Annotated in this window: 15 protein-coding genes; 5 read left to right on the forward strand and 10 right to left on the reverse strand. The window is 63.7% G+C overall.

Annotation, left to right across the window (positions count from 1 at the left end; translation table 11 throughout):
• The first annotated feature begins 4 nt into the window (after positions 1-4).
• The 3 genes from ACIPL0_RS21590 to ACIPL0_RS21600 all read left to right on the forward strand — a co-directional run bounded on the left by ACIPL0_RS21590 (position 5) and on the right by ACIPL0_RS21600 (position 3,560).
• Complete coding sequence (locus tag ACIPL0_RS21590) at positions 5-628, forward strand: DUF4136 domain-containing protein (RefSeq protein WP_400596518.1); 624 nt, start codon at positions 5-7, stop codon at positions 626-628.
• Positions 629-643: 15 nt separating this feature from the next.
• A complete protein-coding gene (locus ACIPL0_RS21595; protein WP_400596519.1) occupies positions 644-1,213 on the forward strand; it encodes a DUF4136 domain-containing protein in 570 nt (189 codons plus the stop codon).
• 445 nt (positions 1,214-1,658) lie between these two features.
• Positions 1,659-3,560 (forward strand): TadG family pilus assembly protein, encoded by a 1,902-nt coding sequence (locus ACIPL0_RS21600; RefSeq protein WP_400596520.1) that lies wholly within the window; start codon positions 1,659-1,661, stop codon positions 3,558-3,560.
• 163 nt (positions 3,561-3,723) lie between these two features.
• On the opposite strand, the gene ACIPL0_RS21605 is transcribed toward ACIPL0_RS21600, so the two are convergent.
• Both ACIPL0_RS21605 and ACIPL0_RS21610 read right to left on the reverse strand, forming a co-directional pair.
• Entirely contained in the window at positions 3,724-6,489 is a 2,766-nt protein-coding gene (locus tag ACIPL0_RS21605) for an ATP-binding protein (protein ID WP_400596521.1), read from the reverse strand.
• Positions 6,479-6,937: a TadE/TadG family type IV pilus assembly protein gene (locus ACIPL0_RS21610; RefSeq protein WP_400596522.1), complete on the reverse strand. Its 459-nt coding sequence runs from the start codon at positions 6,935-6,937 to the stop codon at positions 6,479-6,481. Before ACIPL0_RS21610 ends, ACIPL0_RS21605 begins: the two co-directional genes overlap by 11 nt.
• 75 nt (positions 6,938-7,012) lie before the next feature.
• Here ACIPL0_RS21610 and ACIPL0_RS21615 point away from each other — a divergent pair, with 75 nt between their 5' ends.
• Complete coding sequence (locus ACIPL0_RS21615; protein ID WP_400596523.1) at positions 7,013-7,483, forward strand: prepilin peptidase; 471 nt, start codon at positions 7,013-7,015, stop codon at positions 7,481-7,483.
• A gap of 148 nt (positions 7,484-7,631) precedes the next feature.
• Positions 7,632-8,399: a response regulator transcription factor gene (locus ACIPL0_RS21620; protein WP_400596524.1), complete on the forward strand. Its 768-nt coding sequence runs from the start codon at positions 7,632-7,634 to the stop codon at positions 8,397-8,399.
• 272 nt (positions 8,400-8,671) lie between these two features.
• Here ACIPL0_RS21620 and ACIPL0_RS21625 read toward each other — a convergent pair whose 3' ends face one another.
• The 8 genes from ACIPL0_RS21625 to cpaB are packed head-to-tail and all read right to left on the reverse strand — an operon-like array spanning position 8,672 to position 16,145.
• Positions 8,672-8,950 (reverse strand): DUF3613 domain-containing protein, encoded by a 279-nt coding sequence (locus ACIPL0_RS21625; RefSeq protein WP_400596525.1) that lies wholly within the window; start codon positions 8,948-8,950, stop codon positions 8,672-8,674.
• Positions 8,947-9,648 (reverse strand): tetratricopeptide repeat protein, encoded by a 702-nt coding sequence (locus ACIPL0_RS21630; protein WP_400596527.1) that lies wholly within the window; start codon positions 9,646-9,648, stop codon positions 8,947-8,949. Before ACIPL0_RS21630 ends, ACIPL0_RS21625 begins: the two co-directional genes overlap by 4 nt.
• A 24-nt stretch (positions 9,649-9,672) precedes the next feature.
• Positions 9,673-10,560 carry a type II secretion system F family protein gene (locus tag ACIPL0_RS21635; RefSeq protein WP_400596528.1) on the reverse strand — a complete coding sequence of 296 codons (888 nt, stop codon included), beginning with the start codon at positions 10,558-10,560 and terminating at the stop codon, positions 9,673-9,675.
• Position 10,561: 1 nt separating this feature from the next.
• On the reverse strand, positions 10,562-11,446 hold the full coding sequence (locus tag ACIPL0_RS21640; protein ID WP_400596529.1) for a type II secretion system F family protein: 885 nt from the start codon (positions 11,444-11,446) through the stop codon (positions 10,562-10,564).
• Positions 11,447-11,466: 20 nt separating this feature from the next.
• Positions 11,467-12,729 (reverse strand): CpaF family protein, encoded by a 1,263-nt coding sequence (locus tag ACIPL0_RS21645; protein ID WP_400596530.1) that lies wholly within the window; start codon positions 12,727-12,729, stop codon positions 11,467-11,469.
• A complete protein-coding gene (locus ACIPL0_RS21650; protein ID WP_400596531.1) occupies positions 12,730-13,926 on the reverse strand; it encodes a CpaE family protein in 1,197 nt (398 codons plus the stop codon).
• Positions 13,923-15,176: a type II and III secretion system protein family protein gene (locus tag ACIPL0_RS21655; RefSeq protein WP_400596532.1), complete on the reverse strand. Its 1,254-nt coding sequence runs from the start codon at positions 15,174-15,176 to the stop codon at positions 13,923-13,925. Before ACIPL0_RS21655 ends, ACIPL0_RS21650 begins: the two co-directional genes overlap by 4 nt.
• 21 nt (positions 15,177-15,197) lie before the next feature.
• Positions 15,198-16,145: a Flp pilus assembly protein CpaB gene (gene cpaB, locus ACIPL0_RS21660; RefSeq protein WP_400596533.1), complete on the reverse strand. Its 948-nt coding sequence runs from the start codon at positions 16,143-16,145 to the stop codon at positions 15,198-15,200.
• Between the last annotated feature and the right edge of the window lie 145 nt (positions 16,146-16,290).

A 16,290-nucleotide genomic window follows, 5' to 3' on the forward strand; every position in this document is an offset into this window, starting at 1 on the left:
CCTCATGAAACGCCGTGTCGCTGTCCTCTTCCTCTGCCTGGGCCTTGCCGCCTGTCAGAGCCCGAATCCTTACCGTGCGGTGTCGGCGGCGATTCCTCCGGCGCCACCGCAGGCCGCCAATACCCTCGACATGAGCGCCTACCCGGCAGCACCTCGGGACTTCGGCCGTTATCGCAACTGGACCTGGCTCAACGGCCAATTGCCGCCGGGCACCGCCTGGGCCGACTCGGCGCAACTGGCCGAAGCGGTGAGCAACGGTCTGGACCAACGCGGCCTGCGCCCGTCGCGCAACCCACAGGCGGCCGACCTCAGCGTCGCCGCCGACACCCGTGTGGAAACCCGCCTGCGTCAGGTCCGTGAGGATTATTACGACCCTTACTACGGCGGCGCCGGTGTGGGTTATTACAACGGCTACCGTCGCGGCTACGGCGGTTATGCCAGCGTGCCGATCGTGCGCACGTATCAGGAACAAGTGGTCGTGGTGCGCATCAGTCTGTTCGATGCGCGCAGTGGCCAGCCCGTGTGGAGCGCCAGTGCCGAAACCGGCAGTGGCGGCGATCAGTCGGATCGCGCCAGAGCGTTGCGCCAGGCGGTGCAGCACGCCCTGACCGCCTACCCACCTTCGTAAGCCCGGAGAACCATCATGTTGCGCTGTATCGCTGTCCTGTTTGTCGCCCTGCTTCTGAGCGCCTGTCAGACCGACCGGGTCATTCGTGACTTCGACGCCCAGCGAGACTTCGGCGGCTATCGAACCTGGGCCTGGAAAGAACCCGGCCTGCAATATCAACCCAACGATCCACGGATCAAGAGTGACCTGACCGAGCAGCGCATCCGCCAATCGGTCGGCGAGCAACTCGACCAACGCGGCCTGCGCATGGCCGCGCCCGGCACCAAGGCCGACGTGCAGGTGCAGGCCTGGCTGATCGTCGAGAACCGCCAGCAGATGGTCACCACCAACTACGGCGGTGGCGGCTATTGGGGCAATCCGTGGGGCGGCTACTGGGGCGGCCCGATCGGCACTGAAACGCGCAATGTCGATTACAAGGTTTCGACCCTGCAGATCGACCTGCTCGACGGCAAGGACGGCAAACTGGTCTGGCGCGGCAGCACTGAACAGGTCGGCAACGACAGCAGCACCGCCAACCCGGCCGCCCGCGAACTGGCATTGCGCCAGACCGTACAGAAAATCCTCCAGCAGTACCCGCCGCATTGAGCCCCTGCTGTAGGAGCGCGCTTGCCCGCGATTGCGTTTGATCTGTGAGATCACTGTCGCCTGACACGACGCCTTCGCGGGCAAGCCCGCTCCTACAGGAAATGTGTTGGCCGCATGGCCTGAGAACACCCCAAAACCTGTGGGAGCGTGGCTTGCCCGCGAATGAATTTGATCTGTGACATCCCTGTTGCCTGACACGACGCCTTCGCGGGCAAGCCCGCTTCCACAGCGTTTGTCCGGACGCCTTGTCCGTGTCAGGTCCACCGCATGTGCAGGTTTTACGACGGGTTCCGTCGGACGCGACCCCGGCGCGCTCGCAGGACAAGCCAGCGCCTACAGGTTTTACGGTGTCCGTTGCCATCTCCACGCCAGCATTCTGCCTTCACGCCAACTACACTCCTTGCAACCTGGGTGAGTAGCGACGGCGCAAGCCGAAGGAGTGCTGATGTCTCCCCCGATCCATCGTGGCCTGCGCCGGGACCGGCAGCGGGGCGCTATCGGCCTGTTGGCCGCGTTGACCATGGCTCTGGCGCTGCTATGCACCCTGGTCGTGGTCGACAGCGGTCGTCTGTACCTGGAAAAACGCACCCTGCAACGGGTCGCCGACATGGCCGCCCTGGAAGCCGCCAGCCTCAACGGCTCCTGCAGCGGTGCCAATACCGCCAGCAGCTACGCGACGCAAAGCGCCACCCGCAATGGCTTCACCGTCAGCGACAACAGCCGCACTCTGACCACCCGCTGCGGCACCCTCGCCACCGGCGCCGACAGCCGCCGCAGCTTCGTGGTCGATGCCACCCAGTCTGCCGCCATTCAAGTCACCGTCAGCCACGCTGTACCCCGCAGCATCGCCGCCGGTGTCGGCGCCATGTTCGACAGCCAGCCGACCTCACCCAATGTGCAACTGACCGCGGTGGCCGTGGCCGCCAAACCGTCGCCGCCATTGGCGCAGTTGACCATTCGCAGCACGCTGGCCACCGTCGACAGCAACAGCGGCAACCTGCTGAACTCGATCTGGGGCGGATTGCTCGGCGGCACCCTGAACATATCGGTCGCAGGCTGGAACGGCCTGACCAACGCCAACATCAACCTGCTCAACTTCCTCAACCAACTGGCGCTGGATGTCGGCGTGAAAGCCGGGGATTACACCTCATTGCTGGGTACCAGCATTTCCGTCACGCAGTTGCTCAACACCTCGACCAAAGTGCTGTCCCAGAACAGCCCGGCGATACAGGCGGCCATCAATAACCTGCTGGGCGTCAATGCCATCGCGGCAGGTACGAAAATCAAGCTGCAGGATTTGCTGACCTTGCAATCCGGCCTGCCCGCCTCGGCGCTCGACACCAACCTCAATCTGTTCCAGTTGATCGAGGCGTTTGTGCAGGTGGCCAATACGCAAAGCGCAGCGTTCGCCACCATTCCGGCCAATGTGCTGGGCCTGGCCGGCGTCACGATCAACCTCAAGGTCATCGAGCCGCCGCAATTGTCCGCCATGGGCAACCCGGTGCTGGCAAAGGCCAACCCGACCGGCCCCAACCAGATTTACGTGCGAACCGCACAAGTCAGAACGCTGATCAGCGTCGATCTGAGTGGCCTGAATGCATCACTCGGTGCGGTCAACGGATTACTGTCCATCCTCACCGGCGCACTCAGTATCGATCCCAAATTGCTGCCCAACGGTCCCAATCTGGATCTGAGCCTTGAAGCCGCCAGCGCCAGCAGCCGGGTCACGGATTTCGATTGCACCAACGACAGCACCAAGAGCCTGACGGCAACCACCAGCACCGCAGCGGTGACGGTCAAGGTCGGGCAGATCAACAAGTCAGCCTGGACGTCGTCATCGACCAACCTCACGGTCAGCGAGCTGCCGATCCTCGATCTGGGTCTCGTCAGTTGCAACATTTTCGGCGTCTGTCAGCCCCGCATTCCTTACGGGGCTGGCGGCGTGGGGTTGATGATCGGCGGAACGGGACCACTCGACGGAACCGTGCTGGGATCGGTTCAACCCTGGACCTTTCCCCAGCCTGCGGAGATCAATCAGCCGCCCTCGCCTTACCACTCCTTCAGCAGCAATAACCTGGTGAGCAGCCTGCAAAACACCCTTGGCAGCATCAAGCTGATCAATCACCCACCGGCCAGCACCTCCCTGCTCGGTGCGGTGCTGGGTTTGGTGACCGGTGTACTGACGTCGGTGTTGAATCTGCTTGGTGGGGTGGTGGGCGGATTGCTCGGCCCGATCGTCGACCCGTTGCTCAATCAGGTGCTGACCAGCCTGGGTATCAACCTGGCAAACGTTGAAGTCGGCGCCAACCTCAGCTGCCATCCGGGGCAGGCGCAGTTGGTGATTTGACACCCGCTGAGTTCACCGCTGTCTGGGCTGGCCTCTTCGCGAGCAGGGCTCCCTCCCACAGGGCTTGCGTCGGACGCAATGCTGCGGCCAAGAACAAAACCGTGGGAGGGAGCCCTGCTCGCGAAGGCGTCGGATCAGGCGCCACCGTTTTCAATGCAATCCCTCAATCCCGCGCAATCGGCAACGCAATGCGGAAACACGCCCCTTCACTGGCATTGCTGACGCTCATGCGCCCGCCCATCTGTTCGACGATGCCATAGCTCACCGACAACCCCAGGCCGGTGCCGACGCCCACCGGTTTGGTGGTGAAGAACGGCTCGAAGATGCGCTCCAGCAGGCGCGGATCGATGCCGCCGCCGTTGTCTTCGACGATCAGCCACAACGTCTGCTCGTCCTGTTCCACGTGCAGGGCGATCCACGGCTGGAACTCGTTGTCCTTCTCGCGCTTGGAAAGCAGCGCGTCGCGGGCGTTGACCATCAGGTTGATCAGCACCTGTTCCAACTGGTCGACATGGCCGCGCACCTGCACCCGTTCGCCGGCATCGCCGACGCGCAGTTCCACGCCCTTACCCTTCATGCCCTCGGTCAGCATGTTCAGCGTGCCCTCCACCGCATCGATGGGGTCGAACAGTTGCTGTTCGATTTCCGAACGACGACCGAACACACGCATGTGGTTGACCACCCGTGCGGCGCGTTGCACCTGTGTGTCGATGCGGTTGAGCTTGTCGGTCAGGTACTCGATATCGGTGTCGCCGTTGCTCAGCCGCTTGAGCACGTTGACCACCGCCATGCGCATGACGTTGAGCGGCTGGTTGATCTCATGGGCAAGCCCCGTGGCCATCTCGCCGAGGGTCGCCATTTTCGCGCTCTGGTTGAGCTGCATGCGGGTGCGGCGGATTTCCGTGTTGTCGCGCCCCACGGCCTGGATTTCTATCAGCTTGCCCTGCTCGTCGAACACGCCACGGTCGGCCCAGACCCACCAGGCGTGCTCGCGCCCCGGCAGTTCCAGGCAGATTTCCGCCGTGCTCATTGGCGACTCCGGGGTCAGCTCGGCGATGCGCGCCAGAAACGCCTCTTTTTGCTCGGCAGAGAACCACGCGCCAAGATTCACCCCGGTCAATTGCTGCGGCGTGCATTCCAGATAATCAGCCAGCGGCCGGTTGCCGAAATTCAGCACCAGATCCGGCGTGTAGCGGCAGATCATCGCTGGCGAGTCCTCTACCAGAATGCGGTAGCGCTCTTCGCTTTCGCGCACGCGCTCGGCCGCCTGAGTCGCCTCGGTGACGTCCAGCCACAGGCCGACGGCTTCCACCGGCATGCCCAGATCGTCACGCAGCAGCCGCGCTTCATCGAGCAGCCAGTGGTACTCGCCCTTCTTGTCGCGCAGTCGATAGCGGCAGCTGACCACGCCTTCGCGCAGCAATTGGCGGGTGCGCTGGAACCACAGATCGCGGTCGTCGGGGTGGATGTATTGGGTCAGGCGACCATCGGCGCACTCGGCTTCGCTCCAGCCCAGCAGGGGCGTCAGGCTGGCGCTGAAAAAGGTCGGTTCGAGGCTGCCCTGATCGTAGCCGAGCACGTAGATGACCGCCGGCGAGCTGGCGATCAGATTGTCCAGCCGCGCGTGGGCCGCAGCGGCCTGGGTCTCCTGATTCTTGATGTCGCTGACATCGAGCATGAAACCGAGGATCCGCCGGGTCTGGCCGCTGATCAGCACCTGCCCCTGAATACGGAACCACACCGGCGCCTGGCTCGGATCGTCCTGACGCAAGCGCACACAGGCCAGCATCGGCGTGCCCTGGCGGCGCAGCAGGCTCAGGCGGCTTTCCAGTTCGTGGCGATCGGCGGGATGAATTCGCTGCATCCATGCCGACAGCGGCAATACGTCGGTGATGTCCGGCAGGCCGATGGTACGCGCCAGTTGCGGCGCCAGCTGCACTTCGTCATCGGCGGGGAGCAACTCCCACCAGCCGGTGCCGAGCAAGTCCTGCAGCACCGCCAGACGCTCCAGTTGATGGCGATGGGTCTGATCGGCCTGGCGATACAGAATCGGGCCAGCCAGCGCCGAACAGAGGTTCATCCACTCACGCTCGCCCAGCTCCGGCGCCTGTCGCTCGGCGTTGTAGAAACCAAACAGCATCCACGCCTTGACCGCACCGTCCTTCTGGTGCGGCAGGAGAAACCCGTCGGCATTGCCGAAGGCGCTTTGCAGATGCACCAGATGGCTGGTGCTGCTGAAGTCGATCTGGTGGGTCACGGTGCCGTCGAGGGCATTGAGGTCATTGCCCAGGCGCTGGCCGTCCTGCCACAGCTGCGGCGCGGTGTGGGCGTTGTAATGCGCGTAGATGCGCCAGCCGATCCCGGCCGGCTCGGCCAGCACCAAAGCCAGGCACGGCACCCGATAACGCTGGGCCAGTTCTTCGAGCTGATCGGCGGTCACGCTTTGCAGGCGGTCGGGGTGGCAGCCGCGCACCTTCTCGGCGATCTGCCCGGCCAGACGCAGGCACTGCTGACGGCTCTGGGCGATGGTCGCCTCTTCCATGAGGTCGCCGATGTCGAGCAGCTGCAGCAGCCAGCTATCGCCCCGGGCCTGCACCCAACCCCGCGTGTGCAGCACCTGGCCGCTGGGGCGGGTGAAATCCAGATCGAGCATGTGCCCCTGCCAGTCCTGCGGCACGCCTTCGACCACCAGCGCACTGCCGGGCATCAGATAGCCCAGCAGACGCTGCGCTGGCGCACTGGTGAGCGGCCCCAGCCCCAACGCGCTGCGCAGGGATTTGCTGACCGCAGTCACGCGGCCCTCGGCGTCCAGTTGCATGTGCCAGTCGGCACTGGCCGGAGCAGGTTCCACCACGATGGCGGGTGCAGGCTCGGGCGGGCTGTCGACACGGCCGAGCCACCGATTGAGGATTTCGTTTTTAAGGGGCAAGTTGCAGACTCGCTTCAGCGGAAAGGAAAGTCGGCAGGTTCGGCACGCTACCGACGCCTGGCAGCGTCAGTACCGGCATGACCTGAGTCAGCTTGCTTTTGGGGTAATCGATACGGACTCGCAGCAGCTTGCCGTCGAAACTCACCGTGGCGTCCGAGGCCACGCTGAAAGCGAAGGCCGTGGGAATCCATGAAAGTTGCGTGGTGAGTGCGCTGCTGGCCTGGTTTTGCACCAGCGTGCTGTAGTTGTTGGCGCTGGGGCTGATGGCGACGCTCTGACGAACGGCCTCGGCGGTGGCGTTGTTGAAGGACTGCATCATCAACAGCGGCAGGCTGTAGGTCACCAGGCCGTAGAACACGGCGAAGAACACCACGAACACCAGAGCGAACTCGATGGCCGCTGCGCCGCGTTGTCTTGATCGGGAAAAATGGCGAAGGTTACTGCGCATGCCGACGTCTACCCTGACAGTGCTACCTTGCAAGGAGCATAGATTCTTTCCAAAAAACAGGACGTTTTTTACTCAATGAATTTACTTTTCCTACTGCTGTGGTTCGTCGTCTGTGCAGACCAGGACGCCCGGCAGCGCCGTGTTTCCAACCTGCTGACGTTCGGCGGCGCAGCGGTGGCGCTGGTGTGGCTGGCGACCACCGGCACGTCCTGGCTGGGGGCTCCCGCCTCGCAAGCGGGCTGGGCCTTATGCCTGACGCTGCTGTTGACGCTGCCCGGTTATGCCTTGAACCGACTGGGCGCCGGTGATGTGAAACTGCTTATGGCGGTGGCCCTCGCCAGCCATCCGACGTATGTCCTGGGCACGTTTATCGGGGCCGGGATGGTCAGCGTGATCTGGCTGCTGGCGCGTCAAAAAATCGTGGCGTATGCGGGTCAAGGAGTTACGGGGCGCTACCCGGGCCTGTTTGCGCAAACGTCAAACAAGCCGCCATTCGTGCCGTTCCTGCTGGCCGGCTTCGTCGGCACGGTGGTCTGGCTCCGCTAGTCGAAATGCCATCACACTCTATGTACATAGTCGGAAAGTAAGACTAGGTTTGTTCCTGCGCCCGGACTGTTAGTCCTGCGTGGATTGCCGTGAAGGACACACATGGCACCGGGCACCGGTCAGTTGCAATCGCAGCAGGGAGTAGCGAGTGAACAAGCATTCGGCTGTAAAAGTGCTGGTGGTCGACGACCAGCCCGCCATCGTCGACGAAATCAGTGAATTCCTGCAGGGCAGCGGTTATGACTGCGTGCCCTGCTACTCAAGTCGCGATGCGTTGGAGCGGTTCCGCGACGACACGGCCATCGCCATCGTCCTCTTCGACCTGGAAATGCCCGGCCTCAATGGCATCGAGCTGGTGCAGACCATGCAGCAACTGGCGGGCAAGAAGCGCATTTTCGAATCGATCATGCTCACCGGACGCGCCGAGAAACAGGACGTGATCAAGGCCCTGCGCGCCGGCATCGCCGATTACTATCAAAAGCCGGTCGACCTCAACGAACTGCTCGACGGCATACGCCGTCAGGAGGAGTCGCTGGAAGAGCGGGTCAAGAATGTCCAGCATCTGGGGCATCTGAACGACAAGCTGCAATTTCTGGCGGCGTCGATCGACGACCTCTGCCATGACCTCGACAAGTCCCGCCAGATCGGCCAACCGGAACCGGTTGAAAGCGCGGCCCACACGCCACTTCCGGCACTGTTCGAACAGCTGTCGCCGCGTCAGCTCGATGTAGCGAAACTGGTCGGCAAGGGCCAGACCAACTACCAGATCGCCTGTGAACTGGGCATCACCGAAAACACCGTAAAGCTGTACGTGTCCCAGGTCCTGCGCCTGACCCACATGCACAACCGCACGCAACTGGCGCTGGCCCTGTCGCCCAACAACAGCGCATGGCGTAGCAAAGTGACGGCGCATTAAAACAGGCCCATAACGCTATCTGTAGGAGTGAGCTTGCTCGCGATTGCGGTGGGTCTGACACATCGATGCCGCCTGACCAAACGCGATCGCGAGCAAGCTCACTCCTACAACGTCTGCTGCGCCTGACATCACACCCCGCGAGCACCACAAAACCGTAGGAGTGAGCTTGCTCGCGATGGCGGTGGGTCTGACACATCGATACCGCCTGACCAAACGCAATCGCGGGCAAGCGCGCTCCTACGGGGGCTGCGCGTGCATCTACCGAAACCCGATCAATTACTCCCCGATCCGCTGGAAATGTTGCCGCCTTTTTTCTGCTCGAAGAAATCCGGGATCGGGTGTTGGTAGCTGTTCAGCCAGCGCTGCATGCTCAGGTCGCGTTCGATGGGGCTGGCCGCTTGCGGGATGGGTGAGGCGGCCTTGCCGCTGGCTTGCAGTTGCAGCCACGCTTCGGTCTGTTGTTGCGTGGGCGAGGACGGGCCGGGGTCGATGGCCATGGCGGCGCCGGACAGCCCCGCCAGGCACAAACCGGTCAGCAATACGCTTTTCATGGTTGTGCTCCTGTCAGCGCCGCGACCTTGTCGGCTTTCACCGGCGTGCTCACAGGCGCGGCCTTGAGTTGATCGGCGCGGGCCTGGGCGCTGCTGACCTGATCGGGCGTGAGCCCGGCCCGCGACACCACCTCGGCGGCCCGGGTCCAGTCATCCTCGTAGAGCAAGAGCGTCACCAGATTCAGCGCCGCCAGGTTGTCACCCTGCTTGAGTTCGATGGCGGTGAGAAACTGGAACCGCGCCTGCTCCAGTTGCCGTTGATTGAGGTACACCACGCCGAGGTCGTTGCGGATCTTTTCGTCGGTCGGCGCCAGCTTCACCGCATCGCGCAGGTACATCAGCGCCTGATGGTTGTCGCCACGGGCCGCCGCCAGTTGACCCAGACCATGCGCCCCCTCCGCCGCACGACAGGTGCCGAGCAGGCTGCGATACAGCGGCTCGGCTTCGCCGCTGCCCAACAGACGCAGCACCCGCGCCTTGCGCAGGCGCACTTCAGGCAGGTTCGGCGGCAGGGTTTCCAGATGGGCCAGGCTGGCGTGCAAACGGCCCTCGTCAGCCATGTCCTGCGCCATGTTCAGCGCCAGCTCCTGATCCGATCCCGGCTTGGCACAGCTACCGGCCGCCTGCCACGCACCCCGGCCATCGGTGGCACACCCGCTGAGCACCATCAGCCCCAATGCTGCGATGACTGCTTTCATCCGTTCTCCCTGAATAGCCATTCTTCAATACGACCCCAGCGCCTTGCCGATCGCCACGAACCCCGGGCCCGCCAGCACGATCAGCAACGCCGGAAACAGAAACACCATCATCACCACCGACATCTTTCCCGACAGCTTGGAGATGTACTCCTGCAAACGGGTCAGGCGGCGGTCATCGATCAACTGCTTGAGCGCCAGCAGCGATTTCATCGCCCCGCCACCCTGATGAATCAACTGGTTGAGAATCACGCAGGTATCGCTGAATTCGTCCACGGCCAGCAGCACCGCGACCTTGTTCAATTCGTCGCCCAGCTCCAGCCCCGAATCGACCCGCATCAGCATCACCCGCAGCTCGGAAGACAGCACCGGCAGCAGTCGCTGTCCCTCGCCGCTGAGCACGCGCAGCGCCTGCTCCACGGCCATGCCGGACTCGAAAAGAATGCGCAGCAGCGGAATGAAAATGCTGATTTCACCGACCACTTTTTTCTGCCGATTGGCAGCCGCCGCGGCAAGCACCCGCTTGGGCGCCAGATACCCAAGCCCGAGGGCGAACACCGGCGCCATCAACGGGTAAGTCGCGTCCTCGAAAAACACTGCCTGCACCAGCAGCACCAGGCACACGGCGATGATGGGCAGACCGATCTGGCACGCGGCAAACATCGAGCGCTGGCTGGAGCGCCGCCAGCCGACGCGGTTGAGCAGGATCTGGCTTTCGCTGTCGAGGCTGACCGAGCGCTGGCCGAAGCGGCTGTCGCCCAGCACCCGCAGCCAGTTGCCGACCTTGCTGTCGCGGGTCATCTCCCCTTGCAGACGCGACATCACCTGCCGCTCATAGCGTTTCTGCCGGGCCACTCCCAACAGCAGGAAAAAGCCGGCGGCGGCCAACAGCAGAGCACACAGCATCAAGGCCATTTCAGATACTCCGCAACATGCGCCACAGCGCCACGCAACCCAGGGTCTGCATGGCGAACGCAACCATCAGCATTTTTTGCCCGGACGGGTCCTGCCACATGTGCATCAGATAGGCCGGATTGACCAACAGGAAGTAGCCGACCATGCCCACCGGCAGCAGCGCCAGCACCACGGCGGTCATGCGGGTTTCGCCGGTCATCGCGCGCAGTTGCCGGGCGGCCTGTTCGCGCTCACGGATCAGGCGGATGAGGTTGTCCAGCAGCTCGCTGGCGTTGCCGCCGTAGCGGTGGTTGACCCGCAAACCGAGGGCGAACAACTGAAACTCGTCGCGCTCGTACAATTCGGCGAAATCCTGCACCGCATCAGGCAGGGTCACGCCCAGTTGCACGTTGCGTTTGATCCGCAACATGGCGCCCTTCAGCGGCTGGTCGGCGACCTCGATACTGTTCAGCACCGCATCGCCCAGGGTGCGTCCCGACTTGAGGCTGCGCACGCTGTGATCGAGCAATTGCGGCAGTTGTTCGATCATCCGCCGCAGCCGCCGCTGGTAACGGAAACTGACGTAAAAGCGCAGCAGGATGATCGGCAGCAACAAACCGAGAAGCAGGCCGAACAGTCCCTGCAGTGCGAACCCCAGAAGTGCCGACAGCGACCAGAGGGTCAGCGCCAGCGGCAGTCGTTCGGTGGGCCGCCCCAGACCCGCGCGCAGAAACGCCCGTTCGATCCGCGCAAGGCCAGGTCTGGCCGGCGCAACTTCAGGCTGGTCCAGCACCAGCCGCGCCATGATCCGTTCGTTGGCGCCCTGACTCAGCCCGCGCCGGAACAGGTACAGCGACGCCACCAGCATCAGCATGAACAGCAGTCCGAGAACGATGGAGCCTTTCACCGTAACCTCCCTGGCCCGGCCTAATAATCCAGATGACGCAGCTTGTCGCCGGCCGGGTTGATCGCTTCGCGCAAAAAGCCGAAGCCGGTGCGGCGGTCGAGGCGGAACAGGGTGTTGGTGACGTACACGTCGTCACGCACGCCGACCACTTCCACCACTTCGCTGACGCAGCGGCGTCCGTCGGGCATGCGCGTCAGTTGAATGACCACGTCCAGCGCGGCGCAAATCATCTGCCGCAGAGTTTTCTCGGCGATCTGCCGACCGGTCAGGCCGACCAGGGTCTCCAGGCGCAGCAACGCATCCTGCGCGTTGTTGGCGTGGACAGTGCTCATCGAGCCATCGTGGCCGGTGTTCATCGCGGTCATCACGTCGAGCACTTCGACACCGCGAATCTCGCCGAGAATGATGCGGTCCGGGCGCATCCGCAGGGCATTGCGGATCAGGTCGCTGGCGCGCACCTCACCATGGCCCTCGGCGTTCGGCGGACGGGTTTCCAGGCGCACCACATGGGGGTGGCCGAGCTGCAGTTCGGCGACGTCTTCGATGGTCACCAGCCGTTGCTGGGTGTGGATCATCTGGCTGAGCACGTTGAGCATGGTGGTCTTGCCGGTGCCGGTACCGCCGCTGATCAGGATGTTGCAGCGCTTGCTCACCGCGTTTTCGAGGAATTCGTAGATCGACTGGTCGATGGTCTGCATCGCCACCAGGTCGGAGCTTTTGAGCATGTCCTTGCGGAATTTCCGGATCGACACACAGGGGCCGTCCAGGGCAATCGGCGGGATGATCGCGTTGACCCGGCTGCCGTCCGGCAGGCGCGCATCGACCATCGGTGACGACTCGTCGAGCCGCCGCCCCAACGGCGCGAGAATGCGCTGGATGACCCGTTCGACGTGGTGCGAATCGATGAAACGCAGGTCGGAGTGATGCAACACACCTTCGCGTTCGATGAACACCTTGTTCGGCCCGTTGACCAGAATCTCGGTGACCGTCTTGTCGCGCAGCAGCACTTCCAGCGGACCGAAACCGGTGAGTTCGTCCACCAGTTCTTCGGCCAGACGCTCCATCTCATAACGGGAAATCGCCAGGCGCAGACGCGCGACATACTCGGCCACCTTGTCGGTGACAAACTGCGCCAGCGTTGCCCGCGTGCCCTCCAGCAGGTTGCGGCCGCTCTCTTCGATGGCATCGATGATGTAGCGGTGCAACACGAGTTTCAGGCCCTGCCCGTCACCGCCGCTTTCCTGGGGCCGTGACGACACGCCAAAGAGTTTTTCGCCTTTCATCTAGCGGTTCCCCCACAGCCGGCTGAACCAGTTGTCACGCGCCTTGGCGGGGTCTTCCGAATGGCTCGCCAGCCGCTCCCCGAGGTGGCGCAGGCCGGCGCTCAACGACTCCCTCGGTGACAGCTCGAACAGCGACACGCCCTGATTCTTGGCGTTCAGGCGCAACTCCGGACTCAGCGGCAGCACCGCCCATGCCGACAGGCCGAAGGTCTTTTCCAGCACCTCGGAATGCGGCGTGACCTGACGCAGGTACTTGTCCACCAGCAGACCGGCGTTCTGCAATTTCAGGCCCTTTTCCCGCCACAAATTGAGGATCGCCAGATTGCGTCGGCACTCGATGACGTTCTGGTCGGCGTACCACAGCAACTGGTCGCAGTGGGCGACAAAAGTGCGCAGCGATTCGCTGTCCGCCTGGCCCACCAGATTCACCACCACGTGCTGGAAATGCTGACGCAGGGCGCTGAGCAACATGTACAGCTCGGCGGTGCTGGTGTGCTCCAGCGACATGTCGTCGGCGGCGTAAGCGAGGATGCGCAACTGGCTGGGGTGTACGGTGAAGGCGCTGTCGATCAGCGTCGAATCGAGGCGTCGCAGATGGCGCAGGGCGTCGCCGAAATTGAACGATGCTTCCAGGCTGAGCAAGGCCAGGCTGTCGCCACGGGGAATGCCCAGGTCCAGCAACAGCGTGCGCTGACCTTTCTGTTGCGCCACCAGCGCCAGATGCGCCGACACCAGCGCCCCGTCGCCGTCGCACTGGGCGCCGTAGAGCACCGTCAGGCTGCCCATGTTCGGGTTCGGCGCCACCGCTGGCAGGCGTTTGCTCAGGCGCCGGACCAGCCCGGCCACCTCACTGGAGCGCGAACCATAGGCGACGAAATCCCGCGCCCCGGCGCGCATGGCGTTGAGCACCAGTTGATTGTCCATGCCGTCGCCGAGACCGACCACGGCCAGCATCGGCTTGGCCTCCAGCGCGCCTTCGATCAACGCGCTCTGGTTCATCAGATGCTCACGGTCGAGACCGACGAAGACCACGCTGGCGAAGGTCACGTCGACCAGTGCCAACAGTTCGTCGAGGCTGCCGGTGCCGGCGCTGACCACCTGCCCCAGCGGCGCCAGCGCGCCCTGCAGCCATTCCAGGTCGGTGGTGTTTCGGGTAATGGCCAGAAAGGTCTGGCTGAGGCTCGGTCCCTGGGTCATTGCGATAGCCCGCCGCGATCGAATTGGCCGTTCTCCATGAAGTACATCTTGAAGAAGTTCGGGTCGTAGTTGCGCAGCCCCTCACCCGGCAGGGTCGGCAACGGCGCGTTGGCCGCCAGCGGCTGGACCAAGTGCGGAGTGACGATCATCAGCAGCTCGCGCTCGTCGCGGTTGATCTGCGAATTGCGGAACAACGCGCCGAGAATCGGGATGTCGCCCAGCCCCGGAAACTTGTTCACCGACGCAATGTTGCTGCTGTTGATCAGGCCGCTGATGACGAAGCTTTCGCCATCGGCCAGCGACACGCTGGTGTCGGTGCGACGCACGTTCAGCGCCGGCACCGTGGTCCCGGCGATGGTCACCCCGGCGGTGAAGTCCAGCTCGCTGACTTCCGGCGCCACTTTCAGGGTGATGCGATTGCGCCCGACCACCGTCGGAGTCAGGGTCAGGCGTACGCCGAACTCCTTGTACTCGATGGAAATGCCGTTGCCCTCGCCATTGGGCACCGGCACCGGAAACTCGCCACCGGCCAGAAAGCTCGCGCTCTGCCCGTTCAGCGCCACCAGGCTGGGTCGCGCCAGGGTGTAGGCGAAACCGCTGCTTTCCATGGCGTTGAGCATGCCCAGCACCTTGCTGCTGCCGCCGCCCCAGACGATGTTGAAATTGTTGTTGTTCAGCGGGATCGCCGGCCGCGTGGCGCCCACGGTGCCGGGCGAAACGGTCACACCCGGCACCGTGCCGGGCGAACCGAACAGGAAGTTGTTCGAGCCGCGGCCGAAGATCGAGGTGCTGGCTTCCTTGAGTTTGGTGCGGCTGACTTCGATGAAACGGATGTCGGTCTGCACCTGGCTCGGCAGCAGCGGGTCTTCGGACGGCGGCAGTTGTGAATCGGTCATCGCCGTGGTCGCCGCCCCGCGCACGAACACCATGCTGTTGCGCGGCGAAGTCGAGCAGGCGGTCCACACCATCAGGCTGGTGGTGCCCGGCCCGACGCCGGTCAACAGAAAGCCGCTGCTGTCGTTTTCGTTGACGTGGACATCGGCGATCTTCGGATCGCCCACCGCCAGGCGAGTGATCGCCACCGGCGAACGCATGTCCCGTTGCACGCCCTGGCCGATCTCGATGGCCGCCGGCATCGCCGGTAACGAGCTGCAGCCACTGGGGGCCGCCGCGACCACGCCCTGATGCAGACCTGCGCCGATAAACGCCAGCACGATACGGTTGAAGACCGCGTTGAAACGGTTACTCATGAATGCGCAATCCTTGCTCGATCAGGGGGTTTGCTGGCTCGCCACGTTGCCGCTGCCACGAATGATTTCGATGCCCCGAGGGCGGACCACGCCGCCACCGGTCTGCACCGGGCGCGGCGACGCCATGCTCAGTTGTTCGAAGTGGGTGACGTTGCGCTGCACCGTGTCGCGCTGCTGGGTGATGTCGTTGGCACCGGCCCAGTAACGCTGCAGATTGCGTTCTTCGGCGCTGCGCACGGCCAGGCGCAGCGACCCGGACTGGGACGCCAGCATCAGGCGGCTGAGCAGTTGCTCGGGCACGGCAACCACGACATTGCGCGCGGAGCCCTTGAGCTTCTGTTGTTGTTCACGGTCGGCACGGCTGATGCCTGGGTCGTCCTGGCCCTGATTCACCGGGCCGAGCACCGCGCCGACACTCAGCACGCGCAGTGCGGGCACGACGGTCTGCGCGCTGCGGTCGAGGTTGGTCTGATCCTGAGGTAGATAAAGCAGCACATCGACGTAATCACCGGGACTGAGCTGACCACCGACGCCGATGATTTCATCGACGGACAATGCCATGGCGCGTTCGCCAGGGCGGATCATCCGGGCCAGCGGACCGCCGGCCTCGAAGCTGTTTTCACCGAGCCAGGTACCGGCGCTGAGCGGGCGCCAGGCCATGCGGCCGATGGCATCTTCGGGCTTGTCGAAACTGCCGGGCGGCGCGACTTTCAGACGTTCGACGATCAAGTCATCGGCCTTGATCGGCTCATAGGCCGGCAGGTCGCGGGCCAGTACAAGGACGGGTTGGCGGGTGAGGTCTTCGGCCTCCTTTTCCACCACAACAGGCGCGGCAACCGGCGTGGCAGTCGTGTCGGGCGCCGGGGGAGGCGGTGCAGGCGGGCGACTCAGAACCAGTCCCCAATAGCCGGCAAACAATGCTCCCAGCAAAAACAGCACAGCGAGCCCCATGGTGGCGCGACTGCTCATGACGGCTCTCCCCTGCCTGACCACACCCTCGACAACGTTACGAGACAACCGGTCATTCAGTTGACTGTGAACATTCATCCATTCGCTAAGAAAGGTAGTCGACGTCACCCAAAGCGCCATCACTCGTCGGAAATTTCGCGTCTAG

The organism is Pseudomonas sp. NPDC090208 (assembly GCF_044746785.1).
Taxonomy (GTDB): Bacteria; Pseudomonadota; Gammaproteobacteria; order Pseudomonadales; family Pseudomonadaceae; genus Aquipseudomonas.

What these genes read in the sequence shown, in the direction of transcription:
- ACIPL0_RS21590 (WP_400596518.1), top strand. Translation starts at nt 5, where the DNA reads ATGAAACGCCGTGTCGCTGTCCTCTTCCTCTGCCTGGGCCTTGCCGCC.
- ACIPL0_RS21595 (WP_400596519.1), top strand. Translation starts at nt 644, where the DNA reads ATGTTGCGCTGTATCGCTGTCCTGTTTGTCGCCCTGCTTCTGAGCGCC.
- ACIPL0_RS21600 (WP_400596520.1), top strand. Translation starts at nt 1,659, where the DNA reads ATGTCTCCCCCGATCCATCGTGGCCTGCGCCGGGACCGGCAGCGGGGC.
- ACIPL0_RS21610 (WP_400596522.1), bottom strand. Translation starts at nt 6,937, where the DNA reads ATGCGCAGTAACCTTCGCCATTTTTCCCGATCAAGACAACGCGGCGCA.
- ACIPL0_RS21615 (WP_400596523.1), top strand. Translation starts at nt 7,013, where the DNA reads ATGAATTTACTTTTCCTACTGCTGTGGTTCGTCGTCTGTGCAGACCAG.
- ACIPL0_RS21625 (WP_400596525.1), bottom strand. Translation starts at nt 8,950, where the DNA reads ATGAAAAGCGTATTGCTGACCGGTTTGTGCCTGGCGGGGCTGTCCGGC.
- ACIPL0_RS21630 (WP_400596527.1), bottom strand. Translation starts at nt 9,648, where the DNA reads ATGAAAGCAGTCATCGCAGCATTGGGGCTGATGGTGCTCAGCGGGTGT.
- ACIPL0_RS21635 (WP_400596528.1), bottom strand. Translation starts at nt 10,560, where the DNA reads ATGGCCTTGATGCTGTGTGCTCTGCTGTTGGCCGCCGCCGGCTTTTTC.
- ACIPL0_RS21645 (WP_400596530.1), bottom strand. Translation starts at nt 12,729, where the DNA reads ATGAAAGGCGAAAAACTCTTTGGCGTGTCGTCACGGCCCCAGGAAAGC.
- ACIPL0_RS21650 (WP_400596531.1), bottom strand. Translation starts at nt 13,926, where the DNA reads ATGACCCAGGGACCGAGCCTCAGCCAGACCTTTCTGGCCATTACCCGA.
- ACIPL0_RS21655 (WP_400596532.1), bottom strand. Translation starts at nt 15,176, where the DNA reads ATGAGTAACCGTTTCAACGCGGTCTTCAACCGTATCGTGCTGGCGTTT.
- cpaB (WP_400596533.1), bottom strand. Translation starts at nt 16,145, where the DNA reads ATGAGCAGTCGCGCCACCATGGGGCTCGCTGTGCTGTTTTTGCTGGGA.